Annotated in this window: 16 protein-coding genes; 8 read left to right on the top strand and 8 right to left on the bottom strand. The window is 72.0% G+C overall.

What is annotated here, in order from left to right:
* Window positions 1–101 precede the first annotated feature (101 nt).
* Genes ABIC61_RS02850 through ABIC61_RS02830 form a run of 5 tightly spaced genes read left to right on the top strand, consistent with a single transcriptional unit; the run spans window position 102 to window position 4,828 of the window.
* Window positions 102–980, top strand: coding sequence for an SIS domain-containing protein (locus ABIC61_RS02850; protein WP_354028749.1), 879 nt, complete (start codon window positions 102–104; stop codon window positions 978–980).
* Entirely contained in the window at window positions 980–1,885 is a 906-nt protein-coding gene (locus tag ABIC61_RS02845; RefSeq protein ID WP_354028748.1) for an ROK family protein, read from the top strand. The genes ABIC61_RS02850 and ABIC61_RS02845 overlap by 1 nt, the downstream gene beginning before the upstream one ends.
* Window positions 1,882–3,009 (top strand): N-acetylglucosamine-6-phosphate deacetylase, encoded by a 1,128-nt coding sequence (gene nagA, locus ABIC61_RS02840; RefSeq protein ID WP_354028747.1) that lies wholly within the window; start codon window positions 1,882–1,884, stop codon window positions 3,007–3,009. Before ABIC61_RS02845 ends, nagA begins: the two co-directional genes overlap by 4 nt.
* The gene (locus ABIC61_RS02835) at window positions 3,006–3,995 is read left to right on the top strand and encodes a 1-phosphofructokinase family hexose kinase (protein ID WP_354028746.1); all 990 of its coding nucleotides are present in this window, start codon (window positions 3,006–3,008) and stop codon (window positions 3,993–3,995) included. Before nagA ends, ABIC61_RS02835 begins: the two co-directional genes overlap by 4 nt.
* Window positions 3,992–4,828, top strand: coding sequence for a class II fructose-bisphosphate aldolase (locus tag ABIC61_RS02830; protein WP_354028745.1), 837 nt, complete (start codon window positions 3,992–3,994; stop codon window positions 4,826–4,828). Before ABIC61_RS02835 ends, ABIC61_RS02830 begins: the two co-directional genes overlap by 4 nt.
* Window positions 4,829–4,887: 59 nt before the next feature.
* Here the strand turns inward: ABIC61_RS02830 and ABIC61_RS02825 are convergent, their stop codons facing one another.
* Window positions 4,888–6,279, bottom strand: coding sequence for an L-serine ammonia-lyase (locus tag ABIC61_RS02825; RefSeq protein WP_354028744.1), 1,392 nt, complete (start codon window positions 6,277–6,279; stop codon window positions 4,888–4,890).
* A 34-nt stretch (window positions 6,280–6,313) separates the two neighbouring features.
* Window positions 6,314–6,505 carry a PspC domain-containing protein gene (locus tag ABIC61_RS02820; protein WP_144753615.1) on the bottom strand — a complete coding sequence of 64 codons (192 nt, stop codon included), beginning with the start codon at window positions 6,503–6,505 and terminating at the stop codon, window positions 6,314–6,316.
* Window positions 6,506–6,641: 136 nt separating this feature from the next.
* Here ABIC61_RS02820 and ABIC61_RS02815 point away from each other — a divergent pair, with 136 nt between their 5' ends.
* Window positions 6,642–7,460, top strand: coding sequence for a shikimate 5-dehydrogenase (locus tag ABIC61_RS02815; protein ID WP_354028743.1), 819 nt, complete (start codon window positions 6,642–6,644; stop codon window positions 7,458–7,460).
* 85 nt (window positions 7,461–7,545) lie between these two features.
* Here ABIC61_RS02815 and ABIC61_RS02810 read toward each other — a convergent pair whose 3' ends face one another.
* The 3 genes from ABIC61_RS02810 to ABIC61_RS02800 all read right to left on the bottom strand — a co-directional run bounded on the left by ABIC61_RS02810 (window position 7,546) and on the right by ABIC61_RS02800 (window position 10,195).
* The gene (locus ABIC61_RS02810; RefSeq protein ID WP_354028742.1) at window positions 7,546–7,989 is read right to left on the bottom strand and encodes an SRPBCC family protein; all 444 of its coding nucleotides are present in this window, start codon (window positions 7,987–7,989) and stop codon (window positions 7,546–7,548) included.
* Between the two features lie 2 nt (window positions 7,990–7,991).
* Entirely contained in the window at window positions 7,992–9,437 is a 1,446-nt protein-coding gene (locus tag ABIC61_RS02805) for a phytoene desaturase family protein (protein WP_354028741.1), read from the bottom strand.
* Between the two features lie 71 nt (window positions 9,438–9,508).
* The gene (locus tag ABIC61_RS02800; RefSeq protein WP_144753628.1) at window positions 9,509–10,195 is read right to left on the bottom strand and encodes a hypothetical protein; all 687 of its coding nucleotides are present in this window, start codon (window positions 10,193–10,195) and stop codon (window positions 9,509–9,511) included.
* Window positions 10,196–10,298: 103 nt separating this feature from the next.
* On the opposite strand from ABIC61_RS02800, the gene ABIC61_RS02795 reads away from it, so the two are divergent.
* On the top strand, window positions 10,299–10,574 hold the full coding sequence (locus tag ABIC61_RS02795; protein WP_354028740.1) for a hypothetical protein: 276 nt from the start codon (window positions 10,299–10,301) through the stop codon (window positions 10,572–10,574).
* Between the two features lie 146 nt (window positions 10,575–10,720).
* Here the strand turns inward: ABIC61_RS02795 and ABIC61_RS02790 are convergent, their stop codons facing one another.
* From ABIC61_RS02790 to ABIC61_RS02780, 3 genes are read right to left on the bottom strand one after another with little or no spacing between them, the layout of a single operon-like run.
* The gene (locus ABIC61_RS02790; RefSeq protein ID WP_097181352.1) at window positions 10,721–11,248 is read right to left on the bottom strand and encodes a GNAT family N-acetyltransferase; all 528 of its coding nucleotides are present in this window, start codon (window positions 11,246–11,248) and stop codon (window positions 10,721–10,723) included.
* A 26-nt stretch (window positions 11,249–11,274) separates the two neighbouring features.
* Window positions 11,275–12,552 (bottom strand): ABC transporter permease, encoded by a 1,278-nt coding sequence (locus ABIC61_RS02785; RefSeq protein WP_354028739.1) that lies wholly within the window; start codon window positions 12,550–12,552, stop codon window positions 11,275–11,277.
* Window positions 12,549–13,295: an ABC transporter ATP-binding protein gene (locus ABIC61_RS02780; protein WP_354028738.1), complete on the bottom strand. Its 747-nt coding sequence runs from the start codon at window positions 13,293–13,295 to the stop codon at window positions 12,549–12,551. The genes ABIC61_RS02785 and ABIC61_RS02780 overlap by 4 nt, the downstream gene beginning before the upstream one ends.
* Window positions 13,296–13,375: 80 nt before the next feature.
* On the opposite strand from ABIC61_RS02780, the gene ABIC61_RS02775 reads away from it, so the two are divergent.
* Entirely contained in the window at window positions 13,376–14,005 is a 630-nt protein-coding gene (locus ABIC61_RS02775) for a TetR/AcrR family transcriptional regulator (RefSeq protein WP_354028737.1), read from the top strand.
* Window positions 14,006–14,090 lie beyond the last annotated feature (85 nt).

Here is a 14,090-nt window from a genome sequence, read left to right as displayed (position 1 = left end):
TAGTTGATCGGAAATGACGTTTTGCTCTTCCATCGCGCACGATCGCTCGCTACGCTTCCTGATCATCGATCACCCGGATCGAACCGGACCGGAAGGCACCCATGACCGACACCTTCGTGAGCGCAGAGCTGGCGTCCCAACCGGCGACCTGGCGCGCCGCCGCGGCCCTGCTGCCGTCGTTCACCGACGCGCTCCCCCAGCCCGGCGAACGCGTCGCGGTCGTCGGGTGCGGCACGAGCTGGTTCATCGCCATGAGCTACGCCGTCGCCCGGGAGCAGGCCGGCCTCGGCGTCACCGATGCCTTCGCCGGCTCCGAGTACCCGGCGAGCCGCGAGTACGACCGCGTCGTGACGATCAGCCGCTCCGGCACGACGACCGAGATCGTCGACCTGCTGCAGGCGCTGCCCGACCAGCGGACCGTGCTCATCACGGCCGTTCCGGACAGCCCGGCTGCCGCCGTGGCCGACGACGTCGTCGCGCTGCCCTTCGCCGACGAGCGCTCGGTGGTGCAGACACGCTTCGCCACGACGGCTCTGGCGCTCCTGCGGGCGTCCATCGGTGACGACGTCGACGCACTCGCGGCACAGGCCGAGATCGCACTCGCGTTGCCGATCGACGATCTCCTCGATGCCGAGCAGGTCAGCTTCGTCGGTCGCGGGGCTGCGGTCGGCCTCACGTTCGAGGCGGCCCTCAAGACGCGTGAGGCCGCGCAGTTCTGGGCCGAGTCGTACCCGGCGATGGACTACCGCCACGGCCCGATCGCGATCGCGCAGCCCGGGCGGCTGGTGTGGTCGCTCGGCGCTGCACCGGACGGCCTCGCGGACGAGGTCGCGGCCACCGGTGCCCGGTTCGTCGCACACGACCTCGACCCCATCGCCGGACTCGTCGTCGTGCACCGCTTCGCGGTCGCGCTCGCCGAGGGCCGCGGGCTCGACCCGGACAACCCGCGGTCGCTCACCCGTTCGGTCATCCTCACCTGATGCCCGGCGTAGGCGCGGTGCTCGGGGTCGACGTCGGCGGTACGGGCATCAAGGCCCGGCTGACCGGTGCCGACGGACTCGTCCTCGACGAGACCCGGGTCCCGACGCCGCGCGACGACCCGGATGCCACTCGGCTCGCGGGTCTCGTGACCGACCTCGCGACACACGCGCTCGACCGTGGTCCACTCGACGCGATCGGACTCGTCACCCCGGGGGTCGTCGACGACGACGCCGGGACAGTCGTGCTCTCCGTGAACCTCGGGTGGCGCGACCTGCCGGTGCGCGACCGCGTCCGGACCGAGCTCGCCCGTCGCGGCATCGACGTCCCGCTCGCGTTCGGGCACGATGTCCGCGCCGGCGCCCTGGCCGAGACGACGACGGCGGATGCCTCGCTGACCCGGGGTTCGGTGGCGTTCGTCCCCGTGGGTACCGGGCTCGCGAGTGCCCTGGTGGTGGACGGCGACGTCGTCACGGGTGGTGGCTGGGCCGGGGAGATCGGACAGGTCCGCATCCCGACCGGTCCGCACGCCGGACACCGGGTCGAGGAGATCGCCTCGGCCGGGGGAGTCGCCCGCCGTTCCGGATCAGCCTCAGCGCACGAGGCGATGCTCCGCGTCCGCGCCGGAGACCCCGTCGCCACGACCGTGTGGGACGAGAGCGTCGACGTGCTCGCCGACGCCCTGGTGTGGACCACCGTGGTGTCGGGGTGCCACACGATCATCGTCGGCGGGGGACTGGCGGAGTCCGGACCGCTGCTGTTCGAACCGCTCCGAGCCGCCGTTTCCGAACGCCTCGCGGGGTTGCGCGTCCCGTCGCTCGTCCCCGCGCGCCACGGTGACGCGGCCGGTGCCATCGGCGCCGGGTTGCTCGCGCGCCGCGTCGTCCGCACCGAGGTGGCCGCATGACGACACTGCTCCGCGCCGACCGCATCGTGACGGCGACGGAGGACCTGCACGACGCGTGGATGGTCGTCGACGGCTCGGCCGGAGCCGACCGCTCCGGCGTGGTGGTCGCCGTCGGGACGGGGACACCGCCGACCACGGGTTCCGCGACGACGGTCGCGGGCACGATCATCCCCGGGATGGTGGACCTGCACGCCCACGGGGCCCTCGGACACGACTTCGCCGCCTGCACCGTCGACGACGCGGTCGCGGCCGCCTCGCACCACCGCACCCACGCGACGACGACCCTCGTGGCCTCGATCGCCACGGGCACGGTCGACGACACGGTGGCGGCCCTCCGCCGACTGCGTCCACTCGTCACCGACGGCACGCTCGCCGGACTGCACCTCGAGGGACCCTGGCTCAGCCCCGCGCGCCGAGGAGCCCACCGTGCGGACCTGCTGCACCCGCCGACCCCTGCCGAGGTCGACACGTTCCTCGATGCCGCGGACGGGGCGCTCGCGGTCGTAACGCTCGCGCCGGAGCTCCCGGGTGCGCTCGACACCGTCCAGCGGCTGGTCGCCGAGGGCATCGTCGTCGCGATCGGGCACACCGACGCCACCGCCGACCAGACACGTCGGGCGGTCGATGCCGGCGCGACACTGGTCACGCACCTGTTCAACGGGATGCCGCCGCTGCACCACCGGGAACCCGGCCCAGTCGGCGTCGCGCTGACGGACGACCGGCTCATGGTGGAGTGCATCGTGGACGGCCACCACCTCGACCCCGTCGCCGTGGACCTCGTCCGACGAGCGGCGCCCGTCCGGATGGTCCTGGTGTCCGACGCGATGTCCGCGACGGGCTGCCCGGACGGCGACCACACGATCGCCAGCTCGGCCGTGTCGGTACGGGGCGGCGTCGCGATGCTGCGCGACGGTTCGTCCCTCGCGGGGAGCACCATCACCGTCGCCGACGCCGTCCGCCGCCTGCTCGACTCCGGGGCGCCGCTGACCGAGGTCGTCGCCGCGGCGTCGACCCGACCGGCACGGCTCCTCGGCGGTCCGACTCCGCTCACGATCGGTGCCCCGGCGGACCTGGTCGTCCTCGACGACGCGGGCGTGATCTCGACACCGGTGGTGGTCCCGTGATCATCGTGGTGACCCCGAACCCCGCGGTCGACGTGACCTACCGCGTCGCCGAACAGCGCATCGGTGAGACCCAACGCGTCCTCGACGTCGCTCGACGCCCCGGCGGGAAGGGCCTGAACGTCGGCCGCGTCCTCGCTGCGACCGGCACCGGGACGCACGCCGTCCTGCCGCTCGGCGGTCCTTCGGGTCGTTGGGTCGCCGACGCACTCGACGCGCTCCGACTCCCACACAGTGACGTCGCGGTGACGGGGGAGACCCGCACGACCGTGACCGTCGTCGACGACCGCGAGCACCCGACGATGTTCGGCGAACCCGGACCCCGCGTGACGCCGGACGAGTGGGACGCCGTGACCGCCTCCGTCGAGCGGCTGCTCGACAACGCCGAGCCCTCGGCGCTCGTGGTGTCCGGGTCGTTGCCGAGCGGCACCGATCCGGCGGTCGTGGGTGCCTGGGTCGCCGCCGCCCGTGCCCGCGGTGTCCTGAGCCTGGTCGACTGCTCGGGCGACGCACTCCTCGCCGCGGCCGACGCGGGGGCGACCATCTGCAAGCCGAACCGCGGCGAACTGCTCGAGGCCACCGGCGCGCCGGACGAGCGGACCGGCGCGCTCCTGCTGCTCGATCGCGGCGCCTCCGTGGTCGTGGTGTCCCGCGGGGCCGACGGCATCGCCGCGCACACGGTCGACCACGTCGTCGAGGTCCCGGCGATCGCGGGGGTGACCGGGAACCCGACGGGAGCCGGCGACGCCGCGACGGCCGGGCTCGTCAGCGCCCTGGCAGCTCAGCTGACCGAGGCGAGCGGCGCCGCAGTGCCCGTCGTCGACGAGTCCGCGCTGCGTGCCGCCGCCGCCTTCGGAGCCGCCGCGGTCCTCCGCCCGGTCGCCGGCGAGGTCGACCCCGACGACGTCAGGCGGTTCCTCACGACCACCGAGACCGACACAGACACCGACTCAGCACCGCACGACGACCGAACCGGGAGCCCCGTATGATCACCGACCTCGCCTTGACGGGTCTGCTGGACACTGCCCGCGCGGCCCACCGTGGCGTCGGGGCCTTCAACGTCGTCCTCCTCGAGCACGCCGAGGCGATCGTCGCCGGGGCCGAGCTCGCCGGTCTCCCGGTCATCCTGCAGATCAGCGAGAACTGCGTCCGGTACCACGGTGGCCTCGCACCGATCACCGCTGCGACCCAGGCGATCGCCCGTGCCGCCGACGTCGAGGTCCTCGTGCACCTGGACCACATCGAGGACACCGACCTGGTGCTCGCGGGGATCGAGCTCGGCGTGGACTCGATCATGTACGACGGTTCGCACCTCGACTTCGCCGCGAACGTCGAGGCGACCCGACGGCTCGCGCGGCGTTGTCACGACGCGGGTGTGGCGATCGAGGCCGAACTCGGCGAGGTCGGCGGGAAGGACGGTGTCCACGCTCCCGGGGTGCGGACCGACCCGGACGACGCGGCCTCGTTCGTCGCCGACACCGGGGTCGACGCCCTCGCCGTGGCCGTGGGGACGTCGCACGCGATGCAGACGCGGGAGGCCTCGGTGGACCGGGACCTCGTCGGACGACTGCGTGCGGCGGTGCCGGTGCCGCTCGTGCTGCACGGTTCCTCGGGCCTGTCGGACGACGAGCTCCGCGGCGCCGTTCGGGCAGGGATGACGAAGATCAACATCTCGACGCACCTGAACGGGCTGTTCACACGGGCGCTGCGCGAGGTACTCGACGAACGCCCGGACGTCGTCGACCCCCGGAAGTACGTGTCGGCAGGGCGCGACGCGATCGCCGGCGAGACGGCACGGCTGCTCATGCTGCTGCACGGCTGACCGCGAGCAACCGGCCAGCCGAGCGGCCGAGTCAGCAGAGCCAGGTCAGCAGAGCCGGTTCAGCAGAGCGGGACGTTCACCGCGAGCCCGCCCATCGCGGTCTCCTTGTACTTCGTGGACATGTCGGCGCCCGTCTGCCGCATCGTCTCGACGACCTGGTCGAGCGACACGTGGTGCACCCCGTCGCCGCGGAGTGCCATCCGGGCGGCGTTGATCGCCTTGTTCGCGGCGATGGCGTTCCGCTCGATGCACGGGATCTGGACGAGGCCGCCGATCGGGTCGCACGTCAGCCCGAGGTTGTGCTCCATCGCGATCTCCGCCGCGTTCTCGACCTGTTCGGGCGTGCCACCGAGGACCTCGGCGAGTCCGGCCGCTGCCATGGACGCGGCGGACCCGACCTCGCCCTGGCAGCCGACCTCGGCGCCGGAGATCGATGCGCGCTCCTTGTAGATCGACCCGACCGCACCCGCAGTGAGGAGGAACCGGACGACGGCATCGTCACGGGTGTCCGGCGTGACGGTCGGGACGTAGGTGAGGGCGTAGTACAGGACCGCCGGGATGATGCCGGCGGCGCCGTTGGTGGGAGCGGTGACGACGCGGCCACCGGTGGCGTTCTCCTCGTTGACGGCCATGGCGATGAGGTTCACCCACTCCATCGCGAAGAGGGGGTCGTGCTCGGGGTCGTCACGGGTGAGCTGCTCGTACCAGTTCGCCGCCCGTCGTCGGACGGTGAGCCCGCCGGGCAGGGTTCCGGACCGCTCGACGCTCCGGTCGACGCAGGACTCCATGACGTCGTGGATCCGCAGGAGGCCGGCCCGGACGTCCTCGAGCGACCGTGTCGCGGTCTCGTTCGCGAGGGCGACGCCGCTGACCGGGAGCCCGGTGGCGGCGCAGGCGGCGAGGAGTTCGGCACCGCTGGAGAACGAGTGCGGCACGGCGTCGTCGACGGGGATCGCGGCCTCGGCGACGTCGCCGCCGGTGTCGCTCGTGATGAACCCGCCACCGATCGAGTAGTACGTCTCCTCGGCGATCGTGGCGTCGGACGCGTCGGCTGCTCGGAGCCGCATGGCGTTGGGGTGCCGGGGGAGCATCGTCAGGGGGTGCAGGACGATGTCCGCGAGCCGGAACGGCACCGCGTCCCCACCCGCGAGGCGGAGCGATCCGGTGTCCTCGACCTCGGCGAGGTCACGTGCCATCGCATCGGGGTCCACCGTCTTCGGGTCGGAGCCCATCAGCCCCGCGACGACGGCACCGAGCGTCCCGTGTCCCTGCCCGGTGGAGGCCAGGGAGCCGTAGAGGTCGACACGGACGGACGCGATCGTCGCCCCGGCGGCACGTGCGGCGTGCGTCGCACGGGCGACGAAGGCCGCGCCGGCGCGCATCGGTCCGACGGTGTGGGAACTCGACGGACCGATCCCGATGCTGAACAGATCGAAGACGGAGACCGGCACCCCGCCACACTAACCCGTCCGGACGGGTGGGGGATCAGCGGCGCGAACCCTGGTTCGGCATGAGGATCCAGAGCACGACGTAGGCGATCCAGAGCGGGCCGGGGAAGAAGCTCAGGATGACCCAGGCGATGCGGACGAAGGTGCGGGACCAGCCGAAGCGGTCGGCGATGCCGGCGCAGACCCCGGCGAGGAGGCGGCCGTTGCGGGGGCGGGTGAGTGCGTTCATGTCATCGACGGTACGGACACGGCGCTCCGGTTCGAATACGGGGGACTCCCGTATCGGGGGTGGGGACAACCCCACCCCCCGTCCACAGCTCGCGATGTGGACCGCTCCATCGGCATGGAGATGCGAGACTTGCGGCATGCCCATCCTCAACAAGGACATGCAGGTCTGCATCTCGCTCGCCGCTCGACCGAGCAACATCGGCACCCGCTTCCACAACTTCCTCTACGACGAACTCGGCCTGAACTTCGCCTACAAGGCCTTCACGACGACGGACCTCGTCGGCGCGGTGACCGGCATCCGTGCGCTCGGGATCCGTGGTTGCTCGGTCTCGATGCCCTTCAAGGAGGCGATCATCCCGCTCGTCGACGTCGTCGAGGAGTCCGCGGCGGCCATCGAGTCGATCAACACGGTGGTGAACGACGACGGCGTGCTCACCGCGTCGAACACCGACTACGAAGCCGTGGCGTCGCTCCTCGCGTCGCACGCGGTCGACCCGACGTCGAGTGTCCTGCTCCGCGGCTCCGGCGGCATGGCGAAGGCGGTCACGGCGGCGTTCCGGGGTGCCGGCTTCGAGCGGCTGACGGTGGTCGCCCGCAACGAGCAGGCGGGCCCGGCACTCGCGTCGCAGTACGGCTACGACTGGGTGGCGGACGAGCGCGAGGCGTCGGCGGCCGACGTCGTCGTCAACGTCACGCCGCTCGGTATGCGAGGCGACCAGCAGGACACACTCGCCTTCGGACAGGACCGGATCGAGGCCGCGCACACGGTGTTCGACGTCGTCGCCTTCCCGTCGGAGACCCCGCTCGTCCTCGCCGGACGCACGGCGGGCAAGCGGGTCATCACGGGCGCCGAGGTGATCGCACTGCAGGCAGCGCGCCAGTTCGAGCGGTACACGGGCGTCGCGCTGACGGACGACCAGGTCCGCCGAGCGAGCGAGTTCAGCCGCGCGGAGTAGCGGCGGTGGCAGCCGACGGACCGGGCGGCCATCGGACTGGAGGCGCGGTGCGGGCCCGCCCCGCGCCTCCAGTCCGTCAGGGACGTCAGTCGGTCGCGGCGCGACCCGCAGCGACCCACCCGAGCCGTCGCAGCGTCTCGCGGTTCCGTACCCAGAGCACCGGCTGCAGCAGGAAGCCCGGCACCCACGACCCGGGCCCGGCGATCGCGTTCTCGACGATGGTGACCTTGCAGCCGCGTCGGTGCTCCTCGACCGTCAGTTCGACGCGTGCTTCGCCGAGTGGCCACCCCTGCGGTTGGATGACCATGCGGTGCGGCGGATCCCACTCGTGCACGGTCGTGACGTCGTCGATCACGAAGGGCCACGAGCCGAACGAGTGGTGCAGCCGGGTGCCGACTGCGGGCCACCCGATGTCCTGCCCGCGCATGCGCGACGCCCCGACCACCCAGGTCGTGAAGAGCCAGCCGTCGGCGAGGACGTCGAAGACGTCCTCCGGGCGGCAGTGCAGGATGCGGACGTTCTTCGACATGTTCAGTCCTCCGGTGCGAGATCGACGTGCTCGGACAGCCCGAACGTGTGACGGAGTGCGCTCCTGGCTGCGTGCCACCCGGCCATGCCGTGCACACCCGGGCCGGGCGCGGACGCCTCCGAGCAGAGGTACATGCCGCCGCCCATCCGCCACGGGTCGGACGACAGCAGCGGCCGCTTGACCAGCTGCCAGAAGCTCGCGGCGCCGGCAGCGATGTCACCGCCGACGTAGTTCGGGTTGTACGCCGCCAGGTCGAGGGCCGTGCGACTGCTCGACTGCAGGACCGTGTCGCGGAACCCCGGCGCGAACCGCTCGATCTGCCGCGTGACGGCCTCGGTCTGGTCCACGTCGGAACCCGAGGGGACGTGCGCGTACGCCCAGAACACGTGCTTGCCCTCCGGTGCCCGGGTCGGGTCGACGACCGTGGGCTCCGAACCGAGGACGTACGGCCGCTCCGCGTGCTGACCGTTCGCGACGGCGCCCTCGGCAGCCGCGATCTCGGCACGCGTGCCACCGATGTGCACGGTTCCCGCCTTCCGGAGCGACTCGTTCGCCCACGGCACCGGGTCAGACAGCGCGAAGTCGACCTTCGCCGCCGCGTTCCCGAACCGGAACCGTCGGAGGGCACCGCGTCGCGGGGTCGGGATCTGCTTCCCGGCGATCCGGAGCATGCCCGGCACACTCGTGTCGAACAGCACCGCCTTCGCCGGGGTGAGGTCGCCGAGGGAACGGACCTCGCGGCCGGTCTCGATCCGCCCGCCGTGCGCGACCAGGTCCGCGGCGAGCGCGTCGACGATCGCCTGGCTCCCCCCGATCGGCACCGGCCACCCCCGCCCGTGGGCGTACGCGCCGAGCGACAGGGCTGCGGCCGCGGTGGCGAGGGACGGCATGTGCTGGATGGAGTGCGCAGCGACGCCGGAGACCATGGCGGGAGCGACGTCCTCGCGGAAGCGCAGGTTCCAGGCGCGCGACCCCTGCTCGAGCGCCCGCAAGCCGAAGCGCAGGACGTTCAGGGGGTGGCGCGGGACGTTCAGCAGCGCATCCGTGGCGAAGTCCGCGACGTCGTCGGCGTTCCTCGCGAGCGGTGCCATGAGCTGGTGGAAGGCCGGCCCGTCCGCACCGAGCTCGTCGACGGTGCGGGCGAGGTCCCGGTACGCGATCCCGGCACGGCCACCGTCGAGCGGATGGCCGTACTGCACCTCGGGCAGGCGGAGGTCGATGCGGTCCTCGAGCCGGAAGCGTCGGAAGAACTCGGACTGCAGCGCCATCGGGTGCACCGCGGAGCAGACGTCGTGCAGGAACCCGGGCAGCGTGAGTTCCGACGTCCGGGCGCCGCCGCCGATCGTGTCGTTCCGTTCGACGACCTCGACGCTGAGGCCCGCGCGCGCGAGTGTCACCGCTGCCGCGAGTCCGTTCGGTCCGGCCCCGACGACCACCGCATCCACCATGTCCCCGAGCCTAGGGATCCCCGGCTGCACGGCGTCCCGGTCAGATCACCGACGCCCCGCGTGCGACGCCGTCAGGCGCGCGACGCGTCCGGGTCCGCCGGGTCCGTCCCGTCGTCGCCGGCGTCCGCAGCATCCGGCTCGTCCGCGTCCGCCGGGGTGGCCGACGGGGTGCCCGCACCGACCGGGTGCTCGGCGAGCAGCGCCGCGAAGTCCTCGTCGAGCATCTGCTGCAGGCGGTCGTCCCGGCCGACCTCGTAGTCGTCGGCCGGTCGCTGCGCCCATCCGAGCCGCCCCACGACGGTGGTGCCGATGTCGTCCCAGGCGCGGGCCCGGGCGGCGAGGACGATGCCGTCGACGAAGCCCTGGTCCTCCCTGCGGCGGTCGAGCATCTCGGCGAGCTGCTCGTACGTGGCCTCGCGCGTGCGCAGCTTGAGGTCGTCGCCGCGCCGGTAGTCGTGCTGGTGCCGCGAGCGGCCCTTCTGCTTGCTCGACCTCGACCGGATGTCCCGCATCCGGGCAGCGTCGCCGCGCTGCTCGTCGGCCATCCGGTGCAGTTCCTCGCGCGCGACCTCGGCGATCAGGGCGTGGTCGAAGTACCCCTCGTCGCGGAGGGCGTTCGTGATGATCCGGTTGCCGACGGCGATGGTGACCGCGGCCTTCGCGATGAGGAACCCCTCGTCGACGGCGCGCTTCAGTTCGACCTGGCTGACGGGGCGGTCGCGCACGTCGTGCTTGCTGCGTCGTCCGAACAAGGCCATGCAGTCGACGATACCGGCGTCCGGTGACCATCCGTCCGCAGGTGGACCCGGATCACGCCCTGGAGGGACGACCCGCCTCCCACGGGCCCGTAGCGTCAGGTGCATGGTCACGTACTCGGAATCCCCCCGCACCGGACTGGGCACGGCGAGTCTCGTCCTCGGCATCTGCTCGCTGCTCGCCGGGTGGACGTTCGTCGCGCCGGTCATCGGGCTCTGCCTCGGTGTCGCGTCGCGCAGCCGTGAGCCGCTCGCCCGTGGGCGTGCCGGGTGGGGGATCTTCCTCAACCTCGTCGCGCTGGCGGTGTGGATCCTCGTGCTCGCACTGCTCGTCGTCGGCGGTGTCTTCGCGGTGTGGCAGGGCGCGACGCAGAGCTCCTGACGCAGGACCCGCTCGTCGCGCCCCCGGGCGGACATCGCGCCCCGTCACACCGGGGCGCGATGTCCGTACCCGGGCGCGAACCCGCAGCACCCGCAGCACCCGCAGCAGCGGCAGCACCGCCAGCAGCAGCAGCAGCAGCGACCGCGTCAGAGCACCAGGCCGTAGACGGCGACGTCGACCCGCACCGGCCCGAGGGGCATCGCGCTGCGCAGGGTGCCCTCGTGCGTGAAGCCGAGCCGCTCGGCGAGGCCGCGACTCCGCACGTTGTCGACCGCCGTCCGGATCTCGGCGCGCGCCGCGCCCCGCGCCCGGGCGACCCCGACGAGGACGGTGGCGGCGCGGCGGACGACACCCCGTCCCTCCAGGCCGGCGTCCACCCAGTAGCCGAGCGACGCCTGCCCGAGGTAGGGGTCGAAGGCCAGTGAGGCGGCTCCGACGATGCGGTCGTCCTGGCGGATGACGCAGGGGAGCGCACGGTCCATCGCGTACTGGCCGAGCAGGTGCTCGGTGTGCAGGCCGATCGTCTCGACGGTCTGCTCCTGCCACGCCCACGGTTCGGCCGCCCGCAGCCGCTCGGCGTTCGCCACCACCAGCTCGTGCAGCGGCCGGACGGTCGTCAGGTCGCGCAGGGTGAGCGTGTACCCGTCCCCGAGGTCCCGCCCGAACGCCGCCACCCCTCAGAGCCTAGGCACGCGAGCGCCTACTCGTACCGGAGCGCCTCGATCGGGTTCTGCCGGGCGGCCCGACGCGCGGGCAGGGTGCCGGCCAGGAACGCGATGAACATCACGACCAGGATGATCGTGATCACCGAGGACGGTGCGAACTGCATGATCTGCAGGCCCGGGAGGTCCTTCAGGACGGTGCCGGCGAGCAGGTTTGAGATCCCGGTGCCGAGCAGGATCGCCACCCCGGCACCGATCGCGCTGCCGAGGAACCCGATGAACACGGCCTCGAGCGAGAACAGCGTGTAGACCTTGCCGCCGCCCATGCCCATCGCCTTCATCAGGCCGATCTCGCGGGTGCGCTCCTGGACGCTCATGAGCAACGTGTTGATGATGCCGAAGCCGGCGGCGACCAGCGCGATCACGGCGAAGGCGTTCAGGACGCCGACGATGCCACTGATCACGGTCTGGAACTGGCCGAGTTGGTCCTGGATCGTCTGGCCCGTGTAGCCGTCCTTCGAGAGGGCGCTCTTCACGGTGCTTGCGGACGCGCCGGAGTCGAGCGTCGCCGTCGCGCTGGCGTACGACGTGGCGATGGAGGTCGGCTTCCCGGTCTCCTGAGCGGCCTGCATCGCGTCGGTCAGGGTCGCGTTCGCACCGGCCCCGCCGCCGAACAGCGACTCGTTCTGCACGCCGGCGACCGTGGCGGTCAGGGTGTGCTCGGTGCCCTGGTAGTCGTCGACGGCGATGGTGAGCTGCTTGCCCACGGCCGCCTTCGCGCTGCCGAGCCCGAGGTTCTTCAGGTAGTTCGTCGGCAGGAGCACCTGGTTGCCTGCGGAGGACGCGTCGTCCAGCTGCTTGCCGGCGGCGAGGTCGGCGTCGAGCTCACCAGCGTTGGCCGCGACGTCGACGACGTACTTGCCCTTCCCGTCGTACTCGACCCACTTGGTGCTGAGGGCGACGGCCGGACGGACGGTCCGGACACCGGAGACGTCCTTGATCTTGTCGACGTCCGACTGGGACAGGTACGCGAACGACGCCGGGCCGCGGTTGACGCTCTGGCTCGACTCGTCCGGGTCGTACTTCGCCGGACCGCTGTCGGTCGAGGACTCGACGGTCTTCGTGATCGTCAGGGACCCGGTGTCACCGATCGAGGCGACCTGGGTGTCGATGTAGTTGCTGACGCCCGTGCCGATCGCCGAGGTCAGCGTGATCGTGAACGCGCCGATGAAGATCGCGATCACGGTGAGGGTGGTGCGCAGCTTCGACCGGAACGTGTTCGCCACGGCGGTCCTCAGGAGGTCGAGGAAGTTCATGCGGAGTGCCTTCCGTGCGTGGCCTGCTGGTCGACGGCGGCGCTGGCGGTGGGCGTGTCGTCCGACCCGCCGACGATGAGTCCGTCGCGCACGTTGACGCGCCGGTCGCAGCGTTCGGCGAGTTCCTCGTCGTGGGTGACGACCACGAGGGTGATGCCGCGGTCCCGCTGGAGCCCGAAGAGCATGTCCTCGACCACCTGGCCGGTGTTCGTGTCGAGGTTGCCGGTCGGTTCGTCCGCGAAGATCACGCTCGGCTCGCCGACGAGCGCCCGGGCGATGACCACGCGCTGCTTCTGCCCGCCGGACAGGTCGTTCGCGTCGTTCTTCGCCTTGTCGGCCAGGCCGAGGGCGTCGAGCGCGGCCATCCCACGGCGCTTCCGCTCAGCACCGGTGACGCCGGCGATCTTCAGCGGCAGCACGACGTTGTCGAGCACCGAGGTCTTCGGCGTCAGGAAGAACTGCTGGAAGACGAACCCGAACGTGCTGTTCCGCGTGCGGTTCACCTGCCGGGCGCTGAGCGTCGCGGCGTCGGTGCCGTCGAGCAGGATCTGCCCGGCCGACGGCTTGTCGAGCAGGGCGAGCAGGTGCATCAGGGTCGACTTGCCCGAGCCGGACTTGCCGACGATGGCGAGGCTCTCGCCCTGGTTCACCTGCAGGGACACCCCCTTGAGCGCATCGAACCGCGTCGCGCCGCGGCCGTAGGTCCTGGCGAGGTCACGCGCCTCGAGCACGGGAGTGGTCATGCGCCCACCGTACTGTCCGCTGCACGACTGCAAGTTTGCGTTTGCTGTAAACGATGTGACGTTCCGGTTACAGTCGGGCCATGCCCGACACCGCGCCCGCCTCCGAGATGGGCCTCCGCGACCGCAAACGCCTCGAGACCCGGCTCCGCATCGCCGAGGCCGCCCGTTCCCTCGCGCTCGAACAGGACATCGACCACACCACGATCGAACAGATCGCCGCGCGGGCCGAGGTCTCACCGCGGACGTTCTTCAACTACTTCGAGAGCAAGGAGGACGCGGTCCTCGGGCACACCGAGCTCGACCTCACGCCGGAGACGCTCGACGCACACCTGGCCGCGGTCGCGGGGGAACCAGCAGCGCAGGCCGTCGTGGACCTGGCGTTCCTGGTCTTCGGTTCCTCGTTCGGGGACGAGCACGAGCGGCTCGCCCGGAAGGAGGTCATCGTGCGCTTCCCGCAGCTCATGCGCCGGCAGGTCTCGCGGATGACGACGGTGGCCGAGGCGATGACGGGGGCCGTCCGCACGATCCTCGAGCGGGACCCCGCCTGGGGTCCGGAGGCGGCCACCCCGCAGGCGGCCGAGATGCTGCTCGGCATGTGCATGACCGGGCTGCGCAGCTCGGCGCGCCACGAGGGATCGGAACCCGAGGAGGTCCGCGAGCGCGTGGTCGCGACCATCCGCGACACCGCGTCGCGCATCACGGCCCAGTAGCGATCAGACGGACTGGAGGCGGGGGGGGGGGGGGGGCCCCCCCGCCCCCCCCCGGGGGGGGGGGGGGGGGGGGGGGGGCGCGGGG

It is taken from the genome of Curtobacterium sp. 1544, from assembly GCF_040544915.1.
GTDB classification, from domain to species: domain Bacteria; phylum Actinomycetota; class Actinomycetes; order Actinomycetales; family Microbacteriaceae; genus Curtobacterium; species Curtobacterium pusillum_C.
The sequence above is the reverse complement of the archived record's forward strand: the minus strand, read 5'-3'. Positions and strand labels throughout refer to the sequence as shown.

What these genes read in the sequence shown, in the direction of transcription:
- ABIC61_RS02850 (WP_354028749.1), top strand. Translation starts at nt 102, where the DNA reads ATGACCGACACCTTCGTGAGCGCAGAGCTGGCGTCCCAACCGGCGACC.
- ABIC61_RS02845 (WP_354028748.1), top strand. Translation starts at nt 980, where the DNA reads ATGCCCGGCGTAGGCGCGGTGCTCGGGGTCGACGTCGGCGGTACGGGC.
- nagA (WP_354028747.1), top strand. Translation starts at nt 1,882, where the DNA reads ATGACGACACTGCTCCGCGCCGACCGCATCGTGACGGCGACGGAGGAC.
- ABIC61_RS02830 (WP_354028745.1), top strand. Translation starts at nt 3,992, where the DNA reads ATGATCACCGACCTCGCCTTGACGGGTCTGCTGGACACTGCCCGCGCG.
- ABIC61_RS02820 (WP_144753615.1), bottom strand. Translation starts at nt 6,505, where the DNA reads ATGAACGCACTCACCCGCCCCCGCAACGGCCGCCTCCTCGCCGGGGTC.
- ABIC61_RS02815 (WP_354028743.1), top strand. Translation starts at nt 6,642, where the DNA reads ATGCCCATCCTCAACAAGGACATGCAGGTCTGCATCTCGCTCGCCGCT.
- ABIC61_RS02810 (WP_354028742.1), bottom strand. Translation starts at nt 7,989, where the DNA reads ATGTCGAAGAACGTCCGCATCCTGCACTGCCGCCCGGAGGACGTCTTC.
- ABIC61_RS02805 (WP_354028741.1), bottom strand. Translation starts at nt 9,437, where the DNA reads ATGGTGGATGCGGTGGTCGTCGGGGCCGGACCGAACGGACTCGCGGCA.
- ABIC61_RS02800 (WP_144753628.1), bottom strand. Translation starts at nt 10,195, where the DNA reads ATGGCCTTGTTCGGACGACGCAGCAAGCACGACGTGCGCGACCGCCCC.
- ABIC61_RS02795 (WP_354028740.1), top strand. Translation starts at nt 10,299, where the DNA reads ATGGTCACGTACTCGGAATCCCCCCGCACCGGACTGGGCACGGCGAGT.
- ABIC61_RS02785 (WP_354028739.1), bottom strand. Translation starts at nt 12,552, where the DNA reads ATGAACTTCCTCGACCTCCTGAGGACCGCCGTGGCGAACACGTTCCGG.
- ABIC61_RS02780 (WP_354028738.1), bottom strand. Translation starts at nt 13,295, where the DNA reads ATGACCACTCCCGTGCTCGAGGCGCGTGACCTCGCCAGGACCTACGGC.
- ABIC61_RS02775 (WP_354028737.1), top strand. Translation starts at nt 13,376, where the DNA reads ATGCCCGACACCGCGCCCGCCTCCGAGATGGGCCTCCGCGACCGCAAA.